General features: G+C 38.5%; 22 protein-coding genes. 19 read left to right on the forward strand and 3 right to left on the reverse strand.

What is annotated here, in order from left to right; all coding sequences use genetic code 11:
* Window positions 1-41: 41 nt before the first annotated feature.
* The 3 genes from spoVAEA to lysA all read left to right on the forward strand — a co-directional run bounded on the left by spoVAEA (window position 42) and on the right by lysA (window position 3,899).
* Window positions 42-644 carry a stage V sporulation protein SpoVABEA gene (gene spoVAEA, locus ACIQZI_RS05885; protein WP_403070477.1) on the forward strand — a complete coding sequence of 201 codons (603 nt, stop codon included), beginning with the start codon at window positions 42-44 and terminating at the stop codon, window positions 642-644.
* On the forward strand, window positions 628-2,082 hold the full coding sequence (locus ACIQZI_RS05890; protein WP_403072075.1) for a spore germination protein: 1,455 nt from the start codon (window positions 628-630) through the stop codon (window positions 2,080-2,082). Before spoVAEA ends, ACIQZI_RS05890 begins: the two co-directional genes overlap by 17 nt.
* A gap of 494 nt (window positions 2,083-2,576) precedes the next feature.
* On the forward strand, window positions 2,577-3,899 hold the full coding sequence (lysA, locus tag ACIQZI_RS05895; protein ID WP_062178474.1) for a diaminopimelate decarboxylase: 1,323 nt from the start codon (window positions 2,577-2,579) through the stop codon (window positions 3,897-3,899).
* A 190-nt stretch (window positions 3,900-4,089) separates the two neighbouring features.
* Here the strand turns inward: lysA and ACIQZI_RS05900 are convergent, their stop codons facing one another.
* A complete protein-coding gene (locus ACIQZI_RS05900; RefSeq protein WP_403072078.1) occupies window positions 4,090-4,950 on the reverse strand; it encodes a DUF1002 domain-containing protein in 861 nt (286 codons plus the stop codon).
* Between the two features lie 775 nt (window positions 4,951-5,725).
* On the opposite strand from ACIQZI_RS05900, the gene ACIQZI_RS05905 reads away from it, so the two are divergent.
* Window positions 5,726-6,085 carry a GNAT family N-acetyltransferase gene (locus ACIQZI_RS05905; RefSeq protein WP_062178477.1) on the forward strand — a complete coding sequence of 120 codons (360 nt, stop codon included), beginning with the start codon at window positions 5,726-5,728 and terminating at the stop codon, window positions 6,083-6,085.
* A gap of 221 nt (window positions 6,086-6,306) precedes the next feature.
* Here ACIQZI_RS05905 and ACIQZI_RS05910 read toward each other — a convergent pair whose 3' ends face one another.
* The gene (locus ACIQZI_RS05910) at window positions 6,307-6,831 is read right to left on the reverse strand and encodes a DUF309 domain-containing protein (RefSeq protein WP_403072081.1); all 525 of its coding nucleotides are present in this window, start codon (window positions 6,829-6,831) and stop codon (window positions 6,307-6,309) included.
* 301 nt (window positions 6,832-7,132) lie between these two features.
* Here ACIQZI_RS05910 and ACIQZI_RS05915 point away from each other — a divergent pair, with 301 nt between their 5' ends.
* Window positions 7,133-9,265, forward strand: a complete 2,133-nt coding sequence (locus ACIQZI_RS05915; protein ID WP_403070482.1) for a YhgE/Pip domain-containing protein — start codon at window positions 7,133-7,135, stop codon at window positions 9,263-9,265.
* Between the two features lie 274 nt (window positions 9,266-9,539).
* Here the strand turns inward: ACIQZI_RS05915 and ACIQZI_RS05920 are convergent, their stop codons facing one another.
* On the reverse strand, window positions 9,540-9,632 hold the full coding sequence (locus ACIQZI_RS05920; RefSeq protein WP_082674982.1) for a YjcZ family sporulation protein: 93 nt from the start codon (window positions 9,630-9,632) through the stop codon (window positions 9,540-9,542).
* Window positions 9,633-10,058: 426 nt separating this feature from the next.
* Here ACIQZI_RS05920 and ACIQZI_RS05925 point away from each other — a divergent pair, with 426 nt between their 5' ends.
* From ACIQZI_RS05925 to ACIQZI_RS05990, 14 genes are all read left to right on the forward strand, one after another.
* Window positions 10,059-10,826, forward strand: coding sequence for a segregation/condensation protein A (locus ACIQZI_RS05925; RefSeq protein WP_403070486.1), 768 nt, complete (start codon window positions 10,059-10,061; stop codon window positions 10,824-10,826).
* The gene (scpB, locus tag ACIQZI_RS05930; protein WP_403070489.1) at window positions 10,813-11,394 is read left to right on the forward strand and encodes an SMC-Scp complex subunit ScpB; all 582 of its coding nucleotides are present in this window, start codon (window positions 10,813-10,815) and stop codon (window positions 11,392-11,394) included. The genes ACIQZI_RS05925 and scpB overlap by 14 nt, the downstream gene beginning before the upstream one ends.
* A 115-nt stretch (window positions 11,395-11,509) precedes the next feature.
* A complete protein-coding gene (locus ACIQZI_RS05935; protein ID WP_062178489.1) occupies window positions 11,510-11,998 on the forward strand; it encodes a DUF3907 family protein in 489 nt (162 codons plus the stop codon).
* Between the two features lie 189 nt (window positions 11,999-12,187).
* Complete coding sequence (locus tag ACIQZI_RS05940) at window positions 12,188-13,060, forward strand: superoxide dismutase (protein ID WP_403070494.1); 873 nt, start codon at window positions 12,188-12,190, stop codon at window positions 13,058-13,060.
* 226 nt (window positions 13,061-13,286) lie between these two features.
* On the forward strand, window positions 13,287-14,405 hold the full coding sequence (locus ACIQZI_RS05945; RefSeq protein WP_403070497.1) for a serine hydrolase: 1,119 nt from the start codon (window positions 13,287-13,289) through the stop codon (window positions 14,403-14,405).
* On the forward strand, window positions 14,398-14,991 hold the full coding sequence (locus ACIQZI_RS05950; RefSeq protein ID WP_403070500.1) for a nucleoside recognition domain-containing protein: 594 nt from the start codon (window positions 14,398-14,400) through the stop codon (window positions 14,989-14,991). Before ACIQZI_RS05945 ends, ACIQZI_RS05950 begins: the two co-directional genes overlap by 8 nt.
* Before the next feature lie 5 nt (window positions 14,992-14,996).
* Window positions 14,997-15,533: a spore maturation protein gene (locus ACIQZI_RS05955; protein ID WP_403070503.1), complete on the forward strand. Its 537-nt coding sequence runs from the start codon at window positions 14,997-14,999 to the stop codon at window positions 15,531-15,533.
* 494 nt (window positions 15,534-16,027) lie between these two features.
* The gene (gene rluB, locus ACIQZI_RS05960) at window positions 16,028-16,771 is read left to right on the forward strand and encodes a 23S rRNA pseudouridine(2605) synthase RluB (protein ID WP_062178505.1); all 744 of its coding nucleotides are present in this window, start codon (window positions 16,028-16,030) and stop codon (window positions 16,769-16,771) included.
* A 106-nt stretch (window positions 16,772-16,877) separates the two neighbouring features.
* A complete protein-coding gene (resA, locus tag ACIQZI_RS05965; protein ID WP_403070507.1) occupies window positions 16,878-17,408 on the forward strand; it encodes a thiol-disulfide oxidoreductase ResA in 531 nt (176 codons plus the stop codon).
* Between the two features lie 18 nt (window positions 17,409-17,426).
* Window positions 17,427-19,070: a cytochrome c biogenesis protein ResB gene (gene resB, locus ACIQZI_RS05970; RefSeq protein ID WP_403070510.1), complete on the forward strand. Its 1,644-nt coding sequence runs from the start codon at window positions 17,427-17,429 to the stop codon at window positions 19,068-19,070.
* 12 nt (window positions 19,071-19,082) lie between these two features.
* Window positions 19,083-20,261 carry a c-type cytochrome biogenesis protein CcsB gene (gene ccsB, locus ACIQZI_RS05975; protein ID WP_403070513.1) on the forward strand — a complete coding sequence of 393 codons (1,179 nt, stop codon included), beginning with the start codon at window positions 19,083-19,085 and terminating at the stop codon, window positions 20,259-20,261.
* A 561-nt stretch (window positions 20,262-20,822) separates the two neighbouring features.
* A complete protein-coding gene (locus ACIQZI_RS05980; RefSeq protein ID WP_062178515.1) occupies window positions 20,823-21,542 on the forward strand; it encodes a response regulator in 720 nt (239 codons plus the stop codon).
* Complete coding sequence (locus ACIQZI_RS05985) at window positions 21,539-23,314, forward strand: ATP-binding protein (RefSeq protein WP_062178518.1); 1,776 nt, start codon at window positions 21,539-21,541, stop codon at window positions 23,312-23,314. Before ACIQZI_RS05980 ends, ACIQZI_RS05985 begins: the two co-directional genes overlap by 4 nt.
* Before the next feature lie 458 nt (window positions 23,315-23,772).
* The gene (locus tag ACIQZI_RS05990) at window positions 23,773-23,931 is read left to right on the forward strand and encodes a hypothetical protein (RefSeq protein WP_157279413.1); all 159 of its coding nucleotides are present in this window, start codon (window positions 23,773-23,775) and stop codon (window positions 23,929-23,931) included.
* Window positions 23,932-23,981: the final 50 nt, after the last annotated feature.

Raw genomic sequence — 23,981 nt, forward strand, 5'->3', positions numbered from 1 at the left:
ACTGATGGAAATTTCACTTTAATATAGAAAGGATACTTTTAATGGTTAACAAACGAAAAGTAATCCTCATAACCGATGGTGACGAATATGCAAGAAGGGTTGTTGAGATTGTAGCCAAGGAAATTGACGGTCGCTGCATCTCCATGTCTTGGGGGAACCCTACCACTCTTTCAGGCAAGGCCATTGTTGAATTAATAAAAAAAACACCCAAAGACCCTGTATTAGTGATGTTTGACGATAGCGGGATTGTAGGAGAAGGTGCAGGAGAGACTGCTATGCGCTATGTGGCTAATCATGAGGACATTGAAGTACTCGGCATCATTGCTGTTGCTTCAAGAACGCGGCATGAAGAATGGACGACAGTAGATGTTAGTATTGATCGAGATGGTAATTTAACAGGAAATGGCGTAGATAAGTTTGGGGCAGAAGAATTTGAACCAGGAAAGATTACCGGAGATACCGTTTACTGTATCGATCAGTTACATGCACCGATTGTCGTAGGAATTGGTGATATCGGAAAGATGTCAAAAAAAGATGATTATGAAAAAGGTGCTCCCATCACCAAGCTTGCAGTCGAACTTATTTTAGAAAGGAGCGGGTATAGTGACGAACAAAAAAGAGCACAAAATGCGACCGATTCCTGAAAGCGTAGAAGAAACAGAAGCATTTATGAAAGAGAAGGTCGGCCTGGGAGAAAGTTTTGATTTAGGTGTTAGAAAGCTAATTATTCTTAAAAAACAGGTTCATGTGTATTATGTCAACGGTCTGACAGATACAGCATTTATTATCGATATCTTGGAGCAGCTCGTAGACCAGAATGATACAGAGAGACATACTCAAAAGGTGTTTGAAAAAGTCCATAATAATTTAATACATCAATCAGTCGACGAAATTAAGACACTTGATGAATTAGTCGATCAAGTACTCTCTGGTTTAATTGTAGTACTTGTAGATGGGACGCCAATCGGACTCGTTGTCGATGTCAGAAGCTATCCAGGAAGAACACCAGTAGAACCAGATACAGAAAAGGTGGTACGCGGTTCGAGAGATGGCTATGTAGAAAATATTATCATCAATACAGCACTGACTCGTAGGAGAATTCGAGATGAACGGCTTAGATTTGAAATCATGCAGGTTGGAGAACGGTCAAAAACGGATATTGCTATCGGCTACATAAAAGGGTTGGCTGATCCAGACTTGATAGATATTGTACGGAAAGAATTAAGCAATATTAAAGTGGACGGATTGACGATGGCTGATAAAACAATAGAAGAATTTCTCGTAAAACAAGGGTACAATCCATATCCACTGATTCGATATACGGAACGGGCGGATGTCGCGTCGACCCATTTAATGGAAGGGCATGTCATCGTTTTCGTGGATACTTCTCCAAGTGTTATCATTACTCCTGCAACGATTTTTCATCATATGCAACATGCAGAGGAATATCGTCAGGCCCCAGCCATTGGTACACTTGAAAGATGGGTTCGATTTTTAGGAATTTTTGCTTCTGTTTTACTATTGCCAGTTTGGTTCTTATTTTGTTTGGATCCATCCTTATTGCCGGAAAGACTAGCATTCGTAGGACCAAATGAATCAACGAATATTCCGATCATCTTGCAAATCATTATAGCGGACATTGGAATTGAATTTTTGAGGATGGCAGCCATCCATACGCCAACCCCACTCTCAACAGCAATGGGACTAATTGCTGCCGTCTTAATTGGTCAGATTGCTATCGATGTTGGATTTTTCGTACCAGAAGTCATACTCTACGCTTCTGTTGCTACAGTTGGAACATTCGTTACACCAAGTTTGGAACTCGGAGTGGCGAATAAAGTCTCACGGCTAATTCTTTTAATAGGCGTTGCGGTATTTAAGTTGCCTGGTTTAATCATTGGCATAACGTTGTACATCATTTTGCTAGCTAGTGTAAAAACGTTGAATACGCCATACTTATGGCCTCTTATCCCGTTTCGTCCAAAAGCACTGTCGCATATTTTGTTAAGAAGACCTTATCCAGGTTCGATAATCCGACCAAGTATTGTACATCCACAGGATCGATATCGACAACCAAAATAAAGTGAAAATTCAAACAGTTTAGTTTTACTACCCGTTAATGTGAGATAAGTGAAAAAACGAAGATACCTTTAATAAATGGAGAAAGTTAAACCAAATTGTTAGTTCATTCATGTGAAACTGCGGTTTCACATACTTTTAGCTATGCTAAAAGGGCAGCAATAGCTAAAATGATCTAAAAATCAACAGCGTTGTATATGTAGCCTTATAAAAAGAAGTTTCACATAAGTATTGCTGTTGTCGAAAAGTTGTGGTAATTTAACTTTATTCTAAAATCAATAGTAAATCTTTGAATAGCTAGTGGAAAGAAAAAAATTCCACATGGAAGAGGCTGTCTCGTAATGAAAGGGTTCAGATCTCAATCTCCTATATATTGTTTATATGACATAGACATGACACAATAAACGGTGATAGTGTGTATGGTCAGACCCTTTTGGGGACATCCCTCAAAAGAACTCCGGGAATTAGCTCCAAAGACGGGAAAGGGAGAGACATATATGCACTTTTATGGAACAGGAAAAGTAAATGATGCAAGACATCTTGAAATAGGCGGAGTAGATACTGTACAGCTTGCTGCTGAATATGGAACACCTCTATACGTGTATGATATCGAATTAATTAGAGAAAGAGCGAGAGGATTCAAGCAAACATTTGAAAATCTGGGAATCTCTGCTCAAGTCGCATATGCAAGCAAAGCATTTTCATCAATCGCCATGATTCAACTAGTGAAAGAAGAAGGACTTTCACTTGATGTTGTTTCTGGAGGAGAGCTTTATACAGCATTAAAGGCTGAATTTCCAGTAGAACGAATTCATTTCCATGGCAATAACAAGAGCGAAGAAGAACTAATGATGGCATTAGAGCATCATATCGGCTGTATTGTCGTAGATAACTTTTCCGAATTGGAATTATTAGAAGAGCTGTGTGTGTTTAAAGAGCAGAAGGTAAATATTTTACTTAGGGTAACACCTGGGATTGAAGCCCATACACATGACTATATTCTGACGGGGCAAGAAGATTCGAAATTTGGCTTCGATTTGCTAAATGGCCAAGCAGAGCAAGCGTTAAAGCAAGCTTTAAAAAGTAAGTGGATGAACGTACAAGGACTTCATTGCCATATCGGTTCACAGATTTTTCAAACGACCGGTTTTGTACTAGCGGCAAAAAAGATAATTGGACAATTAAAGAAATGGAATGAAGAATTCGGGTATCAACCACCTGTGCTAAATTTAGGCGGTGGCTTTGGGATTCGGTATACAAAAGAAGATACACCTATTCCTGCTTCTCAATATGTAGAGGAAATTGTTCGTGAAGTTCAAAATGAGCTTCAAGGAACGGACATTCCAATGCCTGAAATTTGGATTGAACCAGGGCGTTCCCTTGTAGGGGATGCAGGGATTACTTTATATAAAGTCGGTTCTGAAAAAGAAGTGCCACAAGTTCGTAAATACGTAGCGGTTGACGGAGGAATGAGTGACAATATTCGTCCTGCACTGTACGAAGCAAAATATGAGGCCGTCCTTGCGAATCGACCATTGGATGAAGTAGAAGAGACGGTTTCTATTGCTGGCAAGTGCTGTGAAAGCGGCGATATGCTTATTTGGGATTTACCTTTGCCAAAGTCTGGCCGCGGAGATCTTCTAGCGGTATTTTGTACAGGAGCATACGGATATTCGATGGCGAATAATTATAATCGGATTCCACGTCCAGCAGTAGTCTTTGTGGAAAATGGAGAGGCAAAGCAAGTGATTAAACGAGAAACGTATGAAGATTTAGTCCGTTTGGATTTAGAATTAAAGGAAATTGTAAAAACGAAATAAAAAAAGTAAAGGGTCAGACCTTGCACTCAAGAGTGTGGTCTGACCCTTTACTATTAGCGTGTGTTCAAAAGGAGGATAAAAAGAACCGAGAAGTTCGAGGACCGGAGAGGCAGAGCGACGAAGAAATTCGACAACTATTTTTACCGGACTTTTTGAACATCCTCTATTAGACAAGCAATTTTATGAAAGCTTAAGAGAAGAAGGATTTTATCGCATCAATCAGGCTAGCAAAAAAGCCTTTAAGCTTATCGAGGAAAGATTGGCCTTCTTCTGATTGGAGGTAGGTAGATAATTTTTCTTTAGCTTCTGTTAATTGATTGCCGACAGCATTCCAGTCAATATTTAACTCCTTCAACTTATTAAACAAGTCAATAAGGCTTTGGATCTGTTGCTCGTTTAAGGTAATTCCTAGTTCTTTTGCAGCAGACTCAATGATAATTCGAACGTCCGCTTCCGTTTTCGGAGGATCTATTGCCATTTTTTCTTTTATCTTTGTCATAAGTGCGGCGGCTTCGTCTGTGCCAACCTGATCACCGAGTTGAGCTGTTTTCACCATCTCTTCATTTGCCGCTTGTTTTATTTCTTCAGGTATGGCTTTATCTGATGAAAGTTCATAGGCTTTAATCACACCAGTTAAAGCTGCCGTCCCTGAAACAGGAATTGGGGCCGTTACATGAATGGTGGCATCTTTGACACCAGCAGTAGCAAGTGCATTGGCATACATCTCTTCTGTAACCCAGTTAATATTCTTTGATTCTACTTTCAATCCTGTACCCGCTTTTTCCAATGTGATGGAAGAAGAAGAGATTGCTCTCGTTCCGATTAATCGGCTTGCAATATAATTTCCTAAATAATCGTGTTCTTCTTTATTGGTAACTGTTAGAATCTCGGCGTCAGCAGGTGCACCCATTTCTGCAAGTAGCATCTGTTTTTGTTCTGCTGTGAGATTTTCACCAAGTGTAATAATCATGTCCCCTACCATGGCATCGGCAAATGCGCGAATTGGTACGAACATACAGAGTATCAGGGCAAATAATCCCCATTTCATCATTCTTTTCATTGTATTTCCCCCTTCAATTAGTAGACGAACGTTTTTAGAAAAAGTTTCATAGTATGAGAGAACCCATTACCTGTCATTGGCTACAGAGAACTACATCCGATAGGTGAGATATAGTGAAACTTACCGCTGTGCTCTTCAGCGGTAAAGTTTGCGCCCTGTGGGTCACGCAGACGAAAGACTAAAGGATGCGGCGTACTTAGTCTGTGATTCATTGAAGCGGGTTCATACTGTCGTTTGATCGAAGCGCAAGCGAAGATCTAGGCAACAGTAGAACGGGACTTACCATCAGTGGTGGGGGCGGGACCCCACCGATAGAAGTTTCACTTTTATAGTATAAGCAGATTGTAGTGAAGTTTCAAAATAAAAGTGGTAAAGCATCTGCTTTTATGGTAAAAAATTGAAAGAATGTTGTCAGAAAGTAAAGGTTGTAGTAAAATGAGGGCATAGATAAATAGAGAGCGGCTACCTATGCCGAAAATTTAATTATATTTCTGTACAAACGATTGATGGTTGATAAGGGAGTTCATGAATGAGAAAAACTAATCTAGCTCTAATCTTCATATTGATTGCACTTGGGCTTACTTGGGGAATCGTATATTGGATATGGATTGCATAAAGTGAAACTTTCATCAGTTTGGGTCAAATTTTTTGTTAAACTAGGGTAAAAAGGAATTTTAGCGAATGTTGAAACAAAAGAAGTTTTTATGTATGATGAATATCAGTTCAATTATTAAAATACAACGTTCTTTTAGTAACGAGGGATATTATGTTAATCAAATATAAAAAAGCATACGAAAAATTTGCTATGGGTCTATTGTCGTTTATGCCTGAGGAAAAGGATATTAAAAAATTACAAAACACGATTAAAGAATACGAAATCAATGATAATTTGCAATTGTATCTTTGGAAGAATGAGGAGATTGTCGGTGCGATTGGAATCGACCTTTCACTTTCTGACGTGATTATCATTAAACATATTTCTGTTAACCCTTCTTTTCGCCAACAAGGGATTGGAAAGACCATGATAAAAGAAATTCAAGAGCTTTTTCCTAATAAAGAAACTAAGCCAAACGAAAATACCGTATCCTTCTTTGAAAAGTGCGATATGATCAAAGAAGTTGAATAATAAGAAAAATGCAAGAGATCAGTACTCATGTAAATAAATAATGGTTAAAAACGAGGATATCCCAAAAAGGGTCTGACCTTGTTATGGGTAACCCTCGTTTTTATACCTTATTGGGGTAATCAAAAATCTATGAGTAAAGGCTGACGAGAAATCAGTCTTTTTCTTTTGGGCAAAAAGCTTGAATCACTTTCATAATAGACTATTTCTTTTTCTTGGAAGAATCAGTCATTTTTCGTTTTTCGAATTTGCAGCTGTTTGTTACGTTCCAGAATGACCTCTGAACGATCGCGTAATACATGTCTGTTAATAAGTAGAGCATCATTCATGTCGCTTTCTTTCATCCAGTGATAGCCAGCTTCACGGCAATCAGTAAGACAGGCTTCGATTAATCTTTCGTCAGAAATTGGCAAATTGACACTTTGATAAGCCTTTTCTAAGGTAATTCTTTCAGTTAGCTCATGGATGACTTTCATTAGTTCATCGTAATCTATACCAAGCTTGCTGATTTGTGCAGGCTTCATTTGAAGAATATTACCTGCTTTTCGAATGGTCTTTCTTGCGCCAATAAGATTTCCCCTACGGTAATGATAGAGTGCTACGGCTATTTGGATGAATCCTACCCAATAGGAGTCTCTTTCCCGAGGTGATACCTCTTTCCAATATTCTTCTAGAATTTCGTGGCATTCGAAGTAATCCCTGCTAGCATGGAAATGAACTAAAAAAGACACATATTCTTTAGGGTAGATCATTTTGTTCACTCCTATAATTCTTCGTTATCGCCATTGTAGCACAAGGTCTAGCTAGACGTGAATTGGCAGAATAGGAAAGATTTTTTTGTAAAGAGTTTCATCGACCTGCGAATGTGCTAGGTCTAATGGAGGAATATGATTATTAAATATAAGGTTAAACCAGAAGGTGAAGGGTGAAGTAAAATCTAGGTCACTATTTGTAAATGAAAAGGAAATGGTTCTCGTAATATTTCTGCTGTATGGATATTCTCCAATCATTAAATACTATAGTCAAACTGAATTGTGATTGGGTGGTATAGTGAAAAACATCTGGGAGATTTTTAGGGATGATATAAGGAGCATTACTAGGAATAGGGTTGCGTCAGTCCTCGTTATTGGTCTGATGTTGTTGCCATCTATATATGCATGGTTCAATATTAAAGCGTCTTGGGATCCGTACAGTAACACGGCCGGCATCTTTGTCGGAGTGGCGAATAATGATACAGGAACTTCATTGAATGGTAAGTCAGTGAATTTAGGTAACGAAATTATTGAATCTTTAAAGGGAAATACCAGTTTGGGATGGAAGTTCACGGACGAAAAGAATGCCATTGCTAAAGTCGAGACAGGTGAATACTATGCGACGATTATTATTCCTGCCAATTTCTCGAAGAATATCACAACTGTTTTGACGGATATTCCAGTTAAACCAGAGATTCACTATTATGTGAATGAAAAAATCAATGCCATCGCTCCGAAAATGACCCAAAAGGGAGCTAGTACAATTGTTGAAAATGTCAGTGAAAACTTTGTGAAGGAAGCGAGTGGAAGCATATTTGCCATCTTTAATGAATTAGGAATTGAGCTAGAGAAGGATTTACCGGCTATTGATAATGTGAAAAAGATGGTCTACTGGTTGGAACAGAAGTTGCCTATACTTGAAACTACTACCAAAAATGTACAGAGTGATTTAACAAAAGCTCAGAAAGTCGTCCAACTTGCTAATGAAGGACTTATCAAAATAAAAGGGATTACTGCAACAGGGGAAGATTTTGCTTCAGGAGTTGACCAGTATGCAAACTCAGCCCAAACGGCCATGAATAAGCTTGATCCACTTATCAAACAGGATTTGGAAACGATTCAAGCGGATGGCCTGTTCGTAAGTGACAAATTGAATCGCTTGAAGGATCCTAACTTATCCACAGATCAAGTCATTGCGTTAGTGAATCAAGCGAAGGCAAGGCTAGATAAGACGGAAGTTGTAATGCAAGGTATACAGGACCTTTTAAAAGGGCTAAATGAATTTAGTGATAATAACCTCTTGCAAGCGGAAATAGATGCTGTTTCAAATCATCTTGAAAATATTAAGCAGCAACGACAAGTTTTAGCCAAAATGATTGAAACAAATAATTTGGCGGAGCAAACCGTTGATCAACTTACAAATCTTACAATGCAGAATAAAGGAATTGTAGATGGTTTAATCAACAACTATCCTAATGTGACCTTACCTAAATTTAAGGAGGCCTTCTCTCGGGTAGATAGCATCTTGACGGATGCACGTTCTATGATAGAAAAAGGGAAGCTGGCACTCCCAAAGGTCGAAGGGACTTTGCACGATGCGAGTAGAATCTTGACGACAAGCAAGGTAGAGCTAACTATGTTGCAAAAACGCTTTCCAAAATTAGAAAATGAAATAACAGCGTTGGCAGATAAGCTACGTACTTTTGAAAAAGGACATGACATCAAGGAAATTATTGATCTGTTACGTAATAATAGCAGTCAGGAAAGTGATTTCTTCGCTAAACCCGTTCTCCTAAAGGAACATAGCTTATTTCCAATTCCTAATTATGGATCGGCGATGTCCCCCTTTTATACTACCTTGTCGTTATGGGTTGGAGCGACACTGCTTATTTCGATGATGAATGTGAATATATCAGGAGATTATAAGCCGACTAATGTGTATCTGGGCAGATTACTCACCTTTCTAATAATCGGGATGATACAGGCGCTTATCGTATCAGTTGGTGATATTTTCCTTATTGGTACGTATGTAGCTGAAAAGCTCTGGTTCATTTTATTTTCAATCATAATTAGCGCTATTTTTGTTCTAATCACATACACATTCGTGTCTGTACTAGGAAGCGTCGGAAAGGCTTTATGCGTACTTCTGTTAGTTTTGCAAGTTACAAGCTCAGGTGGTACGTTTCCTGTTCAGGTGGCACCTACATTTTTTCAAAAAATCAATCCATATCTGTTGTTTACCTATGGGATTAGTTTGCTTCGGGAAGCTGTTGGAGGCATACTTTGGAGTGTCGTTTATCGAGATTTACTAGTTCTGATAATTTATGCTATATGTATACTTATTTTCGGACTTTTGTTGAAAAAACCGCTTCATCGTTTTGGCAAGAAGATTAAGGAGAAAATGCGACAATGCAGGGTTCTTGAGGAATGAGAGGAATATGTACAGATGAAAAGCAGTTTTGATTACCTAACGGAGTGAACCTGATTTATCTAACAATCAGTAAAAACAAGTCATTGCCTAATTGACGGTATGCCAAAATGGTTTTAATAAAAAGAGGATTTGACTTTTCGTCAAATCCCTTTTGTAAAATGTTCTGAGTCCTGTTAACTAGGCCAAGCATTTCAATTTGTTTTATTAATTAGTGTTTAGTACCGTTATTTTGGAGCTCCTAGTCGCATTTTTAACAAAGCTTATGAACTAGAAATTAAAACCAAGATGCACCTACGATAATTAACAAAATGAATAATACGACAATCAAAGCGAATCCTCCGCCGTGACCAAATCCTCCATCGCCCATGTTAGTACCTCCTTTAATTCTAATTTCTTTACAGTGTCAGAGTATGCACTTTTTAAGAAAAGTGTTTGGGCAGAAACCCAATTTAGAAAAATGTTCCTAGAAAAAGATGTCCTCTTTGTTTAAGGGCGTGGGGCTTCGCGACTTACTACCAGCCAATCTACTTTGCAGATGTCCTTATTTTATTAAGAAAGTACCTCAAAAGGCGGCTATGCACCGCTACCAAGTGTACTGTGCTAAATGATTTATCCTTTATTTATGGCAAATGGTGACGTTTTAACGCCATATTTGTTTGATACACTGTTGGATAACGGCCGATAATCCACTATACTATAGTGTGGCATATTGTGAACAAGGTAGAAAAAGAACGGATCTTAATTCGGTTTGCCTTAGGATTTGCTACCGAAAATGATGTAATGGGGTTTTGAAATGGCTTATAATATTAAAATTGATGCTTTTGAAGGGCCGATGGATTTACTGCTTCATTTAATCAATCGGCTCGAAATAGATATTTATGATATTCCAATGGCTGACATAACAGAACAGTATCTTAGTTATATTCATACAATGAAACATCTAGAATTGGATGTGGCGAGTGAATATTTAGTAATGGCTGCCTCGCTGCTTGCCATCAAAAGCAAAATGTTAGTACCAAAACATGAAGAGGAACGCATATACGATGAAGAAGGCATAGAATATGAAGAAGATCCTCGTGATGAGCTTGTAGAAAAATTGATTGAATACAAGAAATATAAACTTGCAGCGAATGAATTAAAAATGCTTGAAGAGGACAGAAGTTTAATGTTCATGAAGCCTCCAAGTGATTTAGGAGAGTTTGCAAAAGAAGCCGAAATGAATCATCCAAATTTGAATATAAGCTTGTATGATATGCTTGGCGCTTTGCAAAAATTGCTTCGCAGGAAAAAGCTTCAGAAACCGATGTATACAAAAGTGACGAGACAGGAAGTATCGATAGAAAAACGGATGAATCAAATCATGACGGATCTACAAGCTATTCAAGGTAGAACAAGCTTTTTTAAATTATTCCCAGAGCCAGAAAAAGAGCAGATTGTGATTACTTTTTTAGCAATATTAGAGTTAGTGAAACGAAATGAAATTTTTCTCGAACAAGAGCATAACTTTGCAGAAATATTCGTTGCAACTAAGGATGGTGTAAGAACAATTGGAAGTGATTAATTGGAAAGGTATCGTTGAAGCTCTGTTGTTTGCGGCTGGGGATGAAGGATTATCTCTGAAGCAATTAACTTCAGTGCTTGAAATGGCTGAACTTCAGACAAAAGAAGTTCTAAAAGATCTTAAGGAATACTATGAAGATTCCAAACGAGGCCTTCAGCTAGTTGAAATAGCAGGCGTTTATCAATTGGCTACTAAAAAGGAACATTCAGATTATATTAAGAAGCTTGTAGAATCGCCCGGTTCAGGCGGGTTGTCTCAAGCTTCTCTAGAAACACTGGCCATCATTGCATACAAACAGCCAATAACGAAGGCTGAGATTGAGGAAGTTCGTGGTGTGAAAACTGAGCGGCCTTTGCAGACGCTTATGTCTAAAGTGTTAGTCAAAGAAGTAGGTAGAGCCGAGGGAGCTGGTAGGGCCTATTTATACGGCACAACGAAAGAGTTTCTCGATTATTTTGGACTGAAAACACTTGAGGAATTACCCGCGCTTGGCGCCTCTACCGAGGAAAACTTTGAACAAGGTGAAGCTGATTTATTTTTTGAAAAATTCCAAGAAACACTTGAATGACATTATTATCATAATTGTGGTAATATACTAACAATATCATCTTAGCCGGGCCATAATAGATCGTTGAAGACTAAAATGGATTGGCGGATGAAATTTCTTTAAGGAGGTTTCGCTGTTGGATAATACAATGATTCAGTCTCAGCTAATAAATGTACGAAACTTTTTAGAGATAACGATAAGTGAGCTTGAGACATATCTTAATGAAACGACCATGCATGAGCTGAAGCAAGAAAAACCAGGGGATGAAACGTATTACAAAGGGATTTTATCGACCATTCGCCGCTTGTTGGTGAACAGTGAATATTGCTTGGAGGAATGTCAGATTATCCTAAAGAACACCACTTTTCATAAAGCGGCAGCTGAGAAAACGTTATATCAAATTTTTCATGGGTGTGTGGAAGAATTCTTTACCCCTAGATCAGATGTTTGGTATGAAGACAGTCGTTCTGCCTATACAGGTGCACATGCAATTAGATTCCAAAAGGAAGCCCCTGACAGTGTAGACAAGTTGTTAAAAAATCTTGAAGGCAGCTTTCAAAGAATACGTGAAGAGCTGGAATTTTACGAAAGCGATTATCGAACTAAAATGATGAAATCGAATTGATTATAAAAGAAAAGCCGATTTGCGTAGGATCCACTCGCAAATCGGCTTTTTGTTTACTCGGAATATTCTTCACACAACTGTAATCGTTTCATAGGATAGTTCAGAATGGGCGATGTTGATCATGGTTGACCCAAATTCCAATCCGTCAAAAAAGGAAGATTCCCGTGATATTGGAGGAGAACTCAAACGATGAATAAACAGTATTTGGAAGATGTTGAAGAATGGCTTCGGGGTGTTGCGAACTATCTTGACAAAAGACAGGATGGTACTGGCGATTTACGTGATGAACTGGATCAACTTTTAGAATGGACATCTGGAATAAACGAAGAGGAACTGTCTGCAACTGATATCGAGCAGCTTCAGCAACGTATCCATATTCTCCATCATAACGTAACCAAACTTGCACAAAAGGATCAGGAGCCAAATTTAAATAAATCAGTGCCAATAGGAAAACACACACTTCCACCTCTCCCATACGCCTACAATGCATTAGAACCGGTCATATCAGAAGAAATTATGAAACTCCATCATGATAAGCACCATCAAGCCTATGTAGATGGACTTAACAAAGCCGAACTTATGATGCAAAAAGCACGTGAAACCAATGATTTTTCCTTAATTAAACACTGGGAAAGAGAAGTTGCTTTTCATGGATCAGGACATTACTTACACACCTTGTTTTGGGATATTATGAGTCCGAAAGGCGGCGGGAAACCCAATGGGGGTTTGCTAAAGCAAATCGAGCATGACTTTGGCAGCTTTGAAGCCTTTAAAAAACATTTTAGTGAAGCGGCAAAAGCAGTTGAAGGGATTGGGTGGGCGCTATTAGTATGGGCACCTAGGGCAAAGAAGTTAGAAATTCTTCAGTCGGAACGACATATGATTTTGACGCAATGGGATACGATTCCCTTACTTGTTTTGGATGTTTGGGAACATGCCTACTATTTGCAATATAAAACAAATCGAGCAGGCTATGTGGATAACTGGTGGAGAATTGTGAACTGGCCTGAGGTGCAATATAGATTTGACAAAGCAAGTCAACTTACATGGAAAACTCAATAATAAAACAATGAAAAGAACAATTGTAAAAACCAAGTTGGTTCATACTATGCTTGGTTTTTTTGCGATTTTAATGAATCTTGGTGAGTTCAGACCCCAGAGAACATAAGACGAGCACCTTGTGCTTTTCTTATCATATCCTTTGACTTTGTGCATAAACTTGTACAAAACCATAAAGGGACGAGGGGACTGCATGCGTTTTCGATATCGAGTTTTGCCATGCATATGCATGGTGATAATCGTTTTTACATTCTTTCCAGCCAAAGCCAAAGCCAGCCTTCCTGTAAGTGCCCATAGTGCAATTCTAATGGATCAGGACAGCGGACGAGTTATGTATGAGGAGAATGCCCATGAAAAAAGCCGCATTGCTAGCATAACAAAAATCATGACAGCAATCTTAGCAATAGAATCTGGTAAATTAGAAAGTACGGTAACAATAAGCTCGAATGCTGTTGGGACGGAAGGGTCTTCTCTTTATTTGAAAAAAGGCGAAAAAATCACGCTGGAGAACTTAGTCTATGGGTTAATGCTACGTTCCGGAAATGATGCAGCTGTAGCTATCGCAGAAGAGGTAGGCGGCAGTTTGGACGGGTTTGTCTGGATGATGAACCAAAAGGCAGAGGAAATCGGCATGACAGATAGTCATTTTTCAAACCCGCATGGACTCGATAGCACGGAGAACCATTACTCGACTGCTTATGATATGGCACTATTAACACGTTATGCCATGAAAAATGAGACATACAGGGTGATTTCAGGCACGAAAAAGCATCGAGCTTCGAATTCCGAAGAAGACTGGGACTATGTTTGGAAAAATAAAAATCGTTTGCTTACTGGGCTGTATGAGTACACAACAGGAGGCAAGACAGGCTTTACAAAGCTTGCAAAGCGGACCTTAGTTTCAACAGCTACTAAAGATGATCTAAACTTGATCGCTGTCACATTAAATGGTCCAGATGATTGGAACGATCATATTTACATGTATGAACATGCCTTTTCAGATTTTAAACCAATTGAATTGTTACAAGCAGGACCTGTTAAGGATGTAGGGATTAAGCAATATAAAGGGAAAATCTATGTGAAGCACGCCTTTACCTATCCGCTTTTGGATGAAGAAGAAAAAAATGTGGAAGTAAAATTCAAACTAATTAAGCCAAAGAAAGAATGGAAAGACGAACGGAATACACCAGAGATTGTCGGGAAAGCAGAAATATTTTATGACAATGAGCGGGTTGGATCTCGGTCAATCTTTTATGGGGAACCTCAAGAAACGTTTAGTGAACAAAACTTGAGCAAGATTTGGACGGATTTCATACAATTCTTTGTAGGGATTGGTCGCCATGATTAATTATATATGGGTAGGCATGACTTTGATTGGTGTCATATTTGCCATGGTAAATGGGACAATGGATGCTGTTAATGAAGCATTGTTTAAAGGGGCGAAGGAAGCTGTTACCCTTTGTTTAGGGTTGATGAGTATTCTCGTGTTTTGGCTTGGCTTGATGAAAATTGCACAGGATTCAGGCTTGCTGGACAAGTTATCTGCATTATTCCGTCCTTTTATTAGATTGTTATTTCCGGAAGTACCAGCAAATCATCCTGCATTGGGCTATATCTTATCTAATATGATGGCTAATTTCTTCGGGTTGGGCAATGCAGCGACTCCGCTCGGAATAAAAGCGATGGAGCAATTGAAAATATTAAACGGCGGCAAGGACTCAGCGAGTAGATCCATGATTACCTTTCTGGCTATTAATACGTCAAGCATTACCCTCGTTCCGACAACAGTCATCGCGATTCGTATGACGTATGATTCAGCCTCACCAACAGATATTGTATTTCCTACCATCATTGCAACGGCGATTTCTGCTGTAGGGGCAATCCTTATTGATCGTTATTTTCATAGAAAACGAGTCCGGAATGGGAGGAGGTAGCTTGTATGCAGTGGATGACCGTTATATCCATTTGGATGATTCCATTTTTAATTTGCGGCATCTTGTTGTATGGAACGTTTAAAAAAGTTCCCACCTATGAGACGTTTGTAGAAGGAGGAAAAGAAGGAATCCAGATGTCCTTTTCAATCATTCCTTTTTTAGTTGGTATGCTTGTTGCTATTTCTGTTTTTCGCGCTTCTGGGGCCCTTGAATTTTTTGTTCAATTTCTGAGACCTTTGCTTGAATTTCTCCATGTTCCAGCAGAAATCGTTCCTCTTGCCATTATCCGCCCAATTTCAGGTACGGCTGCCCTTGGGATGACAAGCGATTTAATATCTGTTTATGGACCAGATTCTTTTATCGGCAGACTTGCAGCAACGATACAAGGAAGTACGGATACGACGTTGTATGTGTTAACGGTTTACTTTGGTGCTGTTGGGATTAAGAAAATGGGTGATGCGTTGAAAGTTGGATTGCTGGCAGATTTAGTCGGCCTTATTGCCGCAATCGTAGTAGTGACTCTTGTTTTTGGAGGTAAATAATGATCGGATGGGGATGGATGATTCCGTCTCTTTTTTTTCTGAAAAACTAGTAAAACCATAATAAATAAAAGTGTTTTCGAAATCTTGGCAATTTGTCGAAATATCGTCACCTTTTTTTGGCTAAGAACCAGATGTCTGTGGTAAACTCATATTGAATAATTCTCCATATTACTGTGGAAAAGGGGCTTCGCTTCGCAAAATCAGCTGAGCACCGCCACCTTCTTAAGGTGATACAATTTGAGTACCTGAACCTTTTTCATTGTTTCTCTTTAGAGTAGACGTTCATGGATGTTTTTAATGAAAAAACTGTCAAAACGATCGTCTTTTTTTGAAGCATAACACTGGTTGGTAACTGCTCATTTTTAAAGATAAATCATCTCTTTTCTTTAAAAAATTTCATTCACCTTCTTTTTTTCGGTACAATGTGTAATAATTGTATGATTACGTTACTACTACAAACATGTTAAAACAACATTTGATGAGGTGGAAGATAGATGGAGAGATTACAAAAAGTTATTGCACATGCTGGTATGAGCTCAAGAAGAAAAGCAGAAGAGTGGATTCAAGAAGGAAGAGTAAAAGTAAACGGTACAGTCGTGAAAGAATTAGGAATCAAAGTAGGACCGAATGATAAAGTAGAGGTAAATGGTGTCCCGCTTGAAAAAGAAAAACCTGTTTATTTCCTGTTTTATAAACCGCGTGGTGTCATCTCTGCTGTGTCGGATGATAAAAATAGAAAGGTCGTAACAGATTACTTTTACGAAATTGAGGAGCGGATTTATCCTGTGGGACGCCTTGATTATGATACATCCGGCTTGCTGTTGATGACAAATGATGGAGACTTTGCTAACGTCTTAATGCATCCGAAGCATGAGGTAGATAAAGTATATGTTGCAAAGGTAAAAGGAATTCCACTGCGTGAAAGTCTGAAGAAGCTCGAAAAAGGTATCGTATTAGAAGATGGAAAAACAGCACCTGCGAAAGTGAAGTTTCTCTCCAGTGACAAGAAAAAACAGAATTCAATCATTGAAATAACGATTCATGAAGGAAGAAACCGTCAAGTAAGAAGGATGTTTGATGCAATTGGTCATCCGGTTCAGAAATTGAAAAGAGAGCGTTATGGATTTTTAACATTACAGGGCCTTACTACAGGGGATGCCCGTGAATTGACGCCTCATGAAGTGAAACAACTAAGAGCATTAGCAACCACCGATGGGAAAAGCAACAGACTAAAATAAAGAAAAACTAAAAATAGGGGTATTACAGTCTTTTAAATTTGGCTAAATTTCAACAGATTTAACGTACCATATTGAAATGATGTAAGAAGCGTGTAGGGGGATGGATATGGATAAAAAACAGCGCCGGCTGATTATGAGAACATCAATCCTTATTCTTTTAGGTGCAGCTTTAGTCTTTTCATTGTATGCGAATTTTACAAAAGACAAAGTAGCAGCCGTTCAAAAGGGTGACATGGCTCGGGATTTTGTGTTAACCGATATGGATGGGAATCGGCATAAGCTTTCTGATTATAAGGGGCAGGGAGTGTTCTTGAATTTTTGGGGTACATGGTGTAAGCCGTGTGAATATGAAATGCCGTTTATGGATAACCAATATCAGAAATATAAAGATCAAGGTGTGCAAATTCTTGCAGTTAACGTTGGAGAATCCGATTATTCTGTCAAAAAATTTGCTGAGAAGCATCAATTAACATTTCCTATTATGATTGATAACAACAATCAAGTGCAAACGGCTTATAAAGTAGATCCGCTGCCTGTTACCTTTTTAATAGATAAAGATGGAAGAATTGTGGACACACTAACTGGCAGTTTAAGTGAAGAGAGCATTCAAAAACATATGGAGAGAATTAAACCATAACATTGGGGAGTTTTTGACATGAAAGAAGTGGTGAAATGTGAGTGTGGCCATGTGAATCCGCATGGCACTATTTTGTGTGAATCTTGCGGTCGGGTACTAGATGAAACACAAAAAAACTCAAAGATGATTGATATGCGTTATGAGGGGAGCGCACGTCGATCACAAACCTATAATAAATCGATGATTGATAAGATTTGGAATTTCTTTTCTTCTGTAAAGGTAGGCGTCAGTTTGATCGTGATCTTACTCATCGCATCATCTGTGGGAACGATTTTTCCTCAAGAACAATACATACCTCCCACAGAATTACCTGAAGTTTTTTACGAAGCAGAGTACGGCTTTTTAGGCAAGTTGTACTATTTATTAGGATTTCATAACTTATACAGTTCGTGGTGGTATTTAATTTGTATCGCGATGCTTGGGACTTCTCTTCTGATTGCAAGTATTGACCGCGTTGTTCCTCTTTATCGATCACTGAAAAAACAGAAAATCGCGAGACATGAAGGTTTTTTAAAGAAGCAGCGAATCTTTGGGATAACGAATACAGACAAACAGGCCAGCGATTTTGAAGAAATCAAGAGAAGTTTGGAATCTAGAAGATATAAAGTCAAAGAAGAAAACGGCAACTTACTCGCGGAAAAAGGACGATTCTCTAGATGGGGTCCATATGTCAACCATGCTGGTCTCATCATCTTTTTGATTGGTGGGATGCTTCGATTTTTACCAGGAATGTATGTCGATGAGGTACTTTGGCTACGTGAAGGCGAAACGAAAGAAATCCCCGGAACGGAGGGGCAATACGCCCTGAAAAACAATCAATTCAAAGTAGAAGTGTATGATAAAGAAAACGAGGAAGACCAAACATTCAATGCTGCCATTGATAAAGTGGGAACAATCGTAAAAAATTATCAAGCTGATGTAACACTTTATGAAAAAGAAGGCAATTCTCTTCCTGGGGAAGATGCAACATTAAAAAAGATCAAAGACCATGCGGTCAAAGTTAATTTTCCATTAAAACACGATCATTATGCGCTCTATCAAGTCGATTATAAACTTGATGAATTAAGTGAAATGTCATTTAATCTAATGAATAAAAGCACGAAAGAAACGTTTGGAACGATGACTATTTCGTTGGACGATCCCAAAACTATGTATGAGTTGAAGGATGGCTATTCAGTTGAGTTAATGAGCTATTTTCCTGATTTTGAATTTGATGAAAATCAGGAACCTGTTACTAAATCAAGAATTCCAAACAATCCAGCCTTCATATTTAACATGAAGACACCAGATAAACCAAAAGGTGAAGTCAGTTTTGTTGCTATTCAACAAACGCTTGAGCCACTAGGAGAAAATACATATAAGATGGCTTTTGCAGGAGTTGATACACGAAACGTTACAGCGCTTACTGTCAGAAAGGATCTAACTCTATGGATCTTCTTCGTTGGCGGCGGCATATTCATGATCGGTGTTATTCAAGGTGCTTATTGGAATCATCGACGTATTTGGATTCAAAGAAAAGACGGGGAAATTTGGCTGGCAGGACATACAAACAAAAACTGGCATGGATTAAAACGCGATATATCCATGATTCTTGAAGGCACGAATCTAAACGAGCCAGAAGATCAGTTGGAAGCCAAACATATTGGAGAAAAAGAGAAATAAGGTGGGGTATACGTGGCAGAATTAAGCGCTAACTTGTTATATGCTTCTTTTGTCCTTTATTTAGTCGGTACATTTTTCTTTGGCGGCGCTATAAAGGAAAAAAAAGGAGCATCAGAAAAAAAACAAAATAAATGGGCGATGATTGCCATTTGTTTAACGGTATTGGGGTTTGTGTCACAACTTGGCTATTTTATTACAAGATGGATAGCAAGTGGACATGCTCCAGTAAGTAATTTATTTGAATTTACAACCTTTTTTGGCATGATGCTTATTGCTGCATTTATTTTGCTTTATTTTATCTACAAAACACCTGCGTTAGGACTATTCGCTTTACCGATCGCCCTTCTTATCATTGCTTATGCAAGTATGTTCCCTCGGGACATAGCACCACTCATTCCGGCACTTCAGAGTGATTGGTTGCATATTCATGTAACGACGGCGGCGACTGGACAGGCAGTACTGGCTATTAGCTTTGTTGCTGCTATATTGTATCTTGTAAAATCTGTTGATCAAACGCAAAAGAGCAAGAAGACCGCTTGGCTTGAAGTAATCATGTTCACAATGGTAGCAACACTAGGTTTTATCATCATCACATCGACTTTTTCTGCAATGGATTATAAAGCGAACTTCACATGGATGAATAAATATGATAAAGAAGATGTGTTTGAATATCATTTGCCTGCGTTGATTGGCCCTCATGAAGGGGTATTAATGACAGAAGGGAAACTGGAACCACTCGTAAAAATGCCGGCGATTATCGACGCAAATAAAGCAAATACTGTTGTATGGTCGCTTTTTTCTGGAATAATTTTATACGGTTTAATTCGCTTGATTTTTCGTAAAAGGGTGGCGGCCATTTTCAAGCCGTTGGTTAAGAACGTAAACTTAGATTTAGTCGATGAAATCAGCTATCGATCGATATTAATCGGCTTTCCCATTTTCACACTTGGCGCTTTAATTTTTGCGATGATTTGGGCACAAATTGCCTGGACACGTTTCTGGGGATGGGATCCTAAAGAAGTATGGGCTTTAATTACCTGGCTGTTTTATGCAGCGTTTCTTCACTTACGCCTTTCAAAGGGCTGGCATGGAGAAAAATCAGCATGGCTTGCGGTAGTAGGTTTTGCCATCATTATGTTTAATCTAATCGTCGTGAACTTGATTTTAGCTGGACTTCATTCATATGCATAACTAAATCAAGAGGCGCTTCCATTCATCAGAAAGGATCGCCTCTTTTTTATATGATAGGCTAGGTTTGGTGCGAAAAACTTGTTAACCCACTAATATCCTACTTCAATTTTTTTATGGGAATCAAGAAAAAATAGGTAAGGGATAAGCAGCCTAATCTAACTATGAAAGGTTTACTTTATCCCGCATTAACGGGCAGTAAGACCCCACCTCAAGGCTTAGAGGAAACGAAGAAGAGTAGGTGGGGGACAACTGCCCGTAAAAGCCCGATTGGTTCAACTAACAATCAGTGGGGATGAAGAACCCCCCACTGATTGAAGTTTCACTTTGTTATAGGCTTTGCTAAAAGGCCTGCGAAACTTTGGTTTGACACAAATAGGCCAATAATCTCTTTTTAATAGTATTAAAAAAAGATTGTTGTACTCGTAGTAGAATAGGACATGAAAGCCTGAATAAGTGAAAGATTTGTGACAAACATAATATTCATTCGTACAAAAGCAGAAAGAGAATAGAAATGCCCGCTTTCATTTTGTAGAATAGAGGTAAGAAAGGGTGCAAACATACATGGGAAATCCGATTAAAATTTTAGTTGTAGATGATGAAGATAGAATTCGTCGCTTATTACGAATGTATCTTGAAAGGGAAAACTATGAAATTGATGAGGCAGAAAATGGGGATATTGCGCTCACGAAGGCAATCGCAATTGATTATGATTTAATTCTTCTAGATATTATGATGCCTGGTAAAGATGGAATCGAAGTGTGTCGAGAATTAAGAGAAAAAAAAGCGACACCTATTATCATGCTTACGGCAAAAGGAGAAGAGGTTAATCGAGTACAGGGCTTTGAAGTAGGCACAGACGACTATATTGTGAAGCCATTTAGCCCTAGAGAAGTTGTTCTACGGATAAAAGCATTGTTGCGCCGTACCGCATCAAGTACGACATATGTACAACCTGATACTGCTACGAAGGATGTTATTGTGTTTCCTCATTTAACAATTGATCATGATGCACATCGTGTAACTGCTGATGGGGTAGAAGTATCATTGACTCCAAAAGAATATGAATTATTATATTTCTTGGCCAAGTCTCCCGACAAAGTGTTTGATCGTGAGCAATTACTAAAAGAAGTGTGGCATTATGAATTTTTTGGAGACCTTCGAACTGTAGATACCCATGTAAAACGACTGCGTGAAAAGTTGAATCGCATATCGGAAAATGCAGCTAAGATGATAACAACCGTATGGGGTGTTGGGTATAAGTTCGAAGTTATACAAGAATGAAGCTATGGAGAAGTGTAGTTGGCAAGTTATGGGCGACCATTTTATTATTGGTATCCCTCGTTTTAATCATTTTAACGATTTTACTCGTCGAGTTTTTTGGGAATTTTCAAATTGATGAAGTTGAAAATAATTTAATGAAGACCGCAAAACGTATTGTCGAGATAACCAATACCCATGCTGATACAGATGAAGTTTTACAGATTGCATCGGAAATGATCGGTATAGAAACCAAAATGCTCGTTTTGAATGATGAGAACATTATTTTCAGCTCAGAAGCAATGGAGAAATACGGTGTTAATCCAGAATTTCTAAAAAATGACCCTAATCTAATCAAGGTTTTCACAAAAAGGGAAATGGTGAAGAAAGAACTGCTGCTTCCACTGAAAGTTGGTAATCAAAAGATTTCAGCCATTGTTGTTGGGGTTCCGCTTGATTTAAATGGTCAACAAGATGAAGTCTTTCTCTTTCAATCGTTAGAAACAATGGAAGAAGCCATTACATCTACTACAAAGTTCATTTTGCTTGCAGCTGGAGTCGCAATTATCCTTACAACAATCTTTGCGTTCTTTTTATCAACGAGGATCAATGCTCCATTAACGAAAATGCGGGAAGTAGCATTTGAAGTGGCTAAGGGGAAGTTTGATACAAAAGTACCGATTGTAACAGATGATGAGATTGGTGAATTGGCGATTGCTTTTAACCAAATGGGTAAACAGTTGAAGAATAACATGAGTGCCTTAAACCAAGAAAAAGAGCATCTAGCTAGCATTTTAAGAAGTATGGCAGATGGAGTCATTACGTTTAATAGAGATGGAACCATTTTGCAAACAAACCCGCCTGCAGAGCGTTTTTTGCATAGTTGGACTTTCGAGAAACTTGAGAATAATGGAATGGTTCCGTCTGTACTCATGAATTTATTTGATCGCTCGGAGCTACTTGACAAAGAGCAAGTTGGTGAAATTTCTTTGCAAGGTCATGATTGGGTGTTAATCGTCAGTCCGTTATATGGAAGTGAGAGCATCCGAGGTGCAGTTGCGATTATCCGTGATATGACGGATGAAAGGAAAATGGATAAACTCCGTACTGACTTCATTGCGAATGTCTCCCACGAATTGCGAACACCAATTAGTATGCTTCAAGGGTATAGTGAAGCAATCATTGATGATATTGCTGAAAATGAAGAAGACAAAAAGGAAATGGCAAAGGTTATTTATGATGAATCGCTCAGAATGGGACGACTCGTTAACGACTTGCTTGATTTAGCCAGATTAGAATCGGAAAATATGCAACTTTGTTGTGATTGGATCCAAATGGAAGATTACTTAGAAAGAATCGTCTATAAATTTTCGGGACTTGCTAAGGAGAAAGAAATTATTTTGATAACTTCATTGAGAAATCCAAATCTTGAATGGACGTTCGATCCTGACCGAATTGAACAGGTATTGACGAATTTAATTGATAATGCCATTCGTCATACGCCGATTAGTGGAAGAGTTGAAATCATTCAACGACTAGATGAACGCCATGGGTTGATGATAGAAGTGAAAGATTCAGGTTCTGGAATTCCAAAAGAGGATTTAGCCTTTGTGTTCGAACGCTTTTATAAAGCAGACAAAGCAAGAACTAGAGGGAGTTCAGGTACTGGTCTGGGGCTTTCTATCGCTAAAAATATTATCAATGCACATGATGGGAAAATATCGGTGAACAGCTTGATTGGAGTTGGAACCACTTTTACTTTTAGTTTGCCTCGAAAAATGAAAGAAAATGAATAAAACACGAAAATCTTGCCGGAAAATCTTGTTTCATAAGAAACTTTCATGGCGTTAAAACACCTTTGCCTAGTATTAAGGTAGATTGATTGCAAATAGAGAAACTGACTTCAATTAGGTGGCGAATCGGAGCAACATAGTAGTAGATGTCCATACGAAATCTAGTTTACTATTCGATGTAATGGGTAACCGTTTTAAGTCATACCGTCCACCGCTATACACCAGTAAGGCATTAGAGGAGGCGGTTCATGCTATCCTCTATTTGTCTATGGAAACAGCATGAATCCTCATCATAATTTTAATCCGCATGAACCCTTTACTTTAAGGCTTAGAGGAATTGAAGAAGCGAAGGTGGGAGATTACAGCCTATTATCCGGAATAAAAAATGAACGAAGTGGTCTACATATCAATCATTTCTCATACAAATAGAGAGTTGATGAAATTTATGTGAGGGGATAGATATGCTAGATTATGGAAAACGTTTGTTGATTGTATTGATTTTTGGAATTTGTATCAGTTTGATGTTTATTGGTGGGAAAGGTAAGCATGAAGTAGACGAAGGATTCATTACAAGAAATCTTAACGAAAATGTGAAGGACAAATACGGATACTTCATGTGAATTTTGTGTTTCTGACGATGAGTAACGACACGATATGATTCATGAATTGG

Source organism: Peribacillus sp. NPDC096379 (assembly GCF_044762875.1).
Classification (GTDB): Bacteria; Bacillota; Bacilli; order Bacillales; family DSM-1321; genus Peribacillus.

What these genes read in the sequence shown, in the direction of transcription:
- ACIQZI_RS05920 (WP_082674982.1), bottom strand. Translation starts at nt 9,632, where the DNA reads ATGGGCGATGGAGGATTTGGTCACGGCGGAGGATTCGCTTTGATTGTC.
- lysA (WP_062178474.1), top strand. Translation starts at nt 2,577, where the DNA reads ATGCACTTTTATGGAACAGGAAAAGTAAATGATGCAAGACATCTTGAA.
- resA (WP_403070507.1), top strand. Translation starts at nt 16,878, where the DNA reads ATGGATAAAAAACAGCGCCGGCTGATTATGAGAACATCAATCCTTATT.
- rluB (WP_062178505.1), top strand. Translation starts at nt 16,028, where the DNA reads ATGGAGAGATTACAAAAAGTTATTGCACATGCTGGTATGAGCTCAAGA.
- ACIQZI_RS05980 (WP_062178515.1), top strand. Translation starts at nt 20,823, where the DNA reads ATGGGAAATCCGATTAAAATTTTAGTTGTAGATGATGAAGATAGAATT.
- ACIQZI_RS05990 (WP_157279413.1), top strand. Translation starts at nt 23,773, where the DNA reads ATGCTAGATTATGGAAAACGTTTGTTGATTGTATTGATTTTTGGAATT.
- ACIQZI_RS05905 (WP_062178477.1), top strand. Translation starts at nt 5,726, where the DNA reads ATGTTAATCAAATATAAAAAAGCATACGAAAAATTTGCTATGGGTCTA.
- ACIQZI_RS05940 (WP_403070494.1), top strand. Translation starts at nt 12,188, where the DNA reads ATGAATAAACAGTATTTGGAAGATGTTGAAGAATGGCTTCGGGGTGTT.
- ACIQZI_RS05890 (WP_403072075.1), top strand. Translation starts at nt 628, where the DNA reads ATGCGACCGATTCCTGAAAGCGTAGAAGAAACAGAAGCATTTATGAAA.
- ACIQZI_RS05945 (WP_403070497.1), top strand. Translation starts at nt 13,287, where the DNA reads ATGGTGATAATCGTTTTTACATTCTTTCCAGCCAAAGCCAAAGCCAGC.
- ACIQZI_RS05955 (WP_403070503.1), top strand. Translation starts at nt 14,997, where the DNA reads ATGCAGTGGATGACCGTTATATCCATTTGGATGATTCCATTTTTAATT.
- ACIQZI_RS05925 (WP_403070486.1), top strand. Translation starts at nt 10,059, where the DNA reads ATGGCTTATAATATTAAAATTGATGCTTTTGAAGGGCCGATGGATTTA.
- resB (WP_403070510.1), top strand. Translation starts at nt 17,427, where the DNA reads ATGAAAGAAGTGGTGAAATGTGAGTGTGGCCATGTGAATCCGCATGGC.
- spoVAEA (WP_403070477.1), top strand. Translation starts at nt 42, where the DNA reads ATGGTTAACAAACGAAAAGTAATCCTCATAACCGATGGTGACGAATAT.
- ACIQZI_RS05900 (WP_403072078.1), bottom strand. Translation starts at nt 4,950, where the DNA reads ATGATGAAATGGGGATTATTTGCCCTGATACTCTGTATGTTCGTACCA.
- ACIQZI_RS05985 (WP_062178518.1), top strand. Translation starts at nt 21,539, where the DNA reads ATGAAGCTATGGAGAAGTGTAGTTGGCAAGTTATGGGCGACCATTTTA.
- ACIQZI_RS05950 (WP_403070500.1), top strand. Translation starts at nt 14,398, where the DNA reads ATGATTAATTATATATGGGTAGGCATGACTTTGATTGGTGTCATATTT.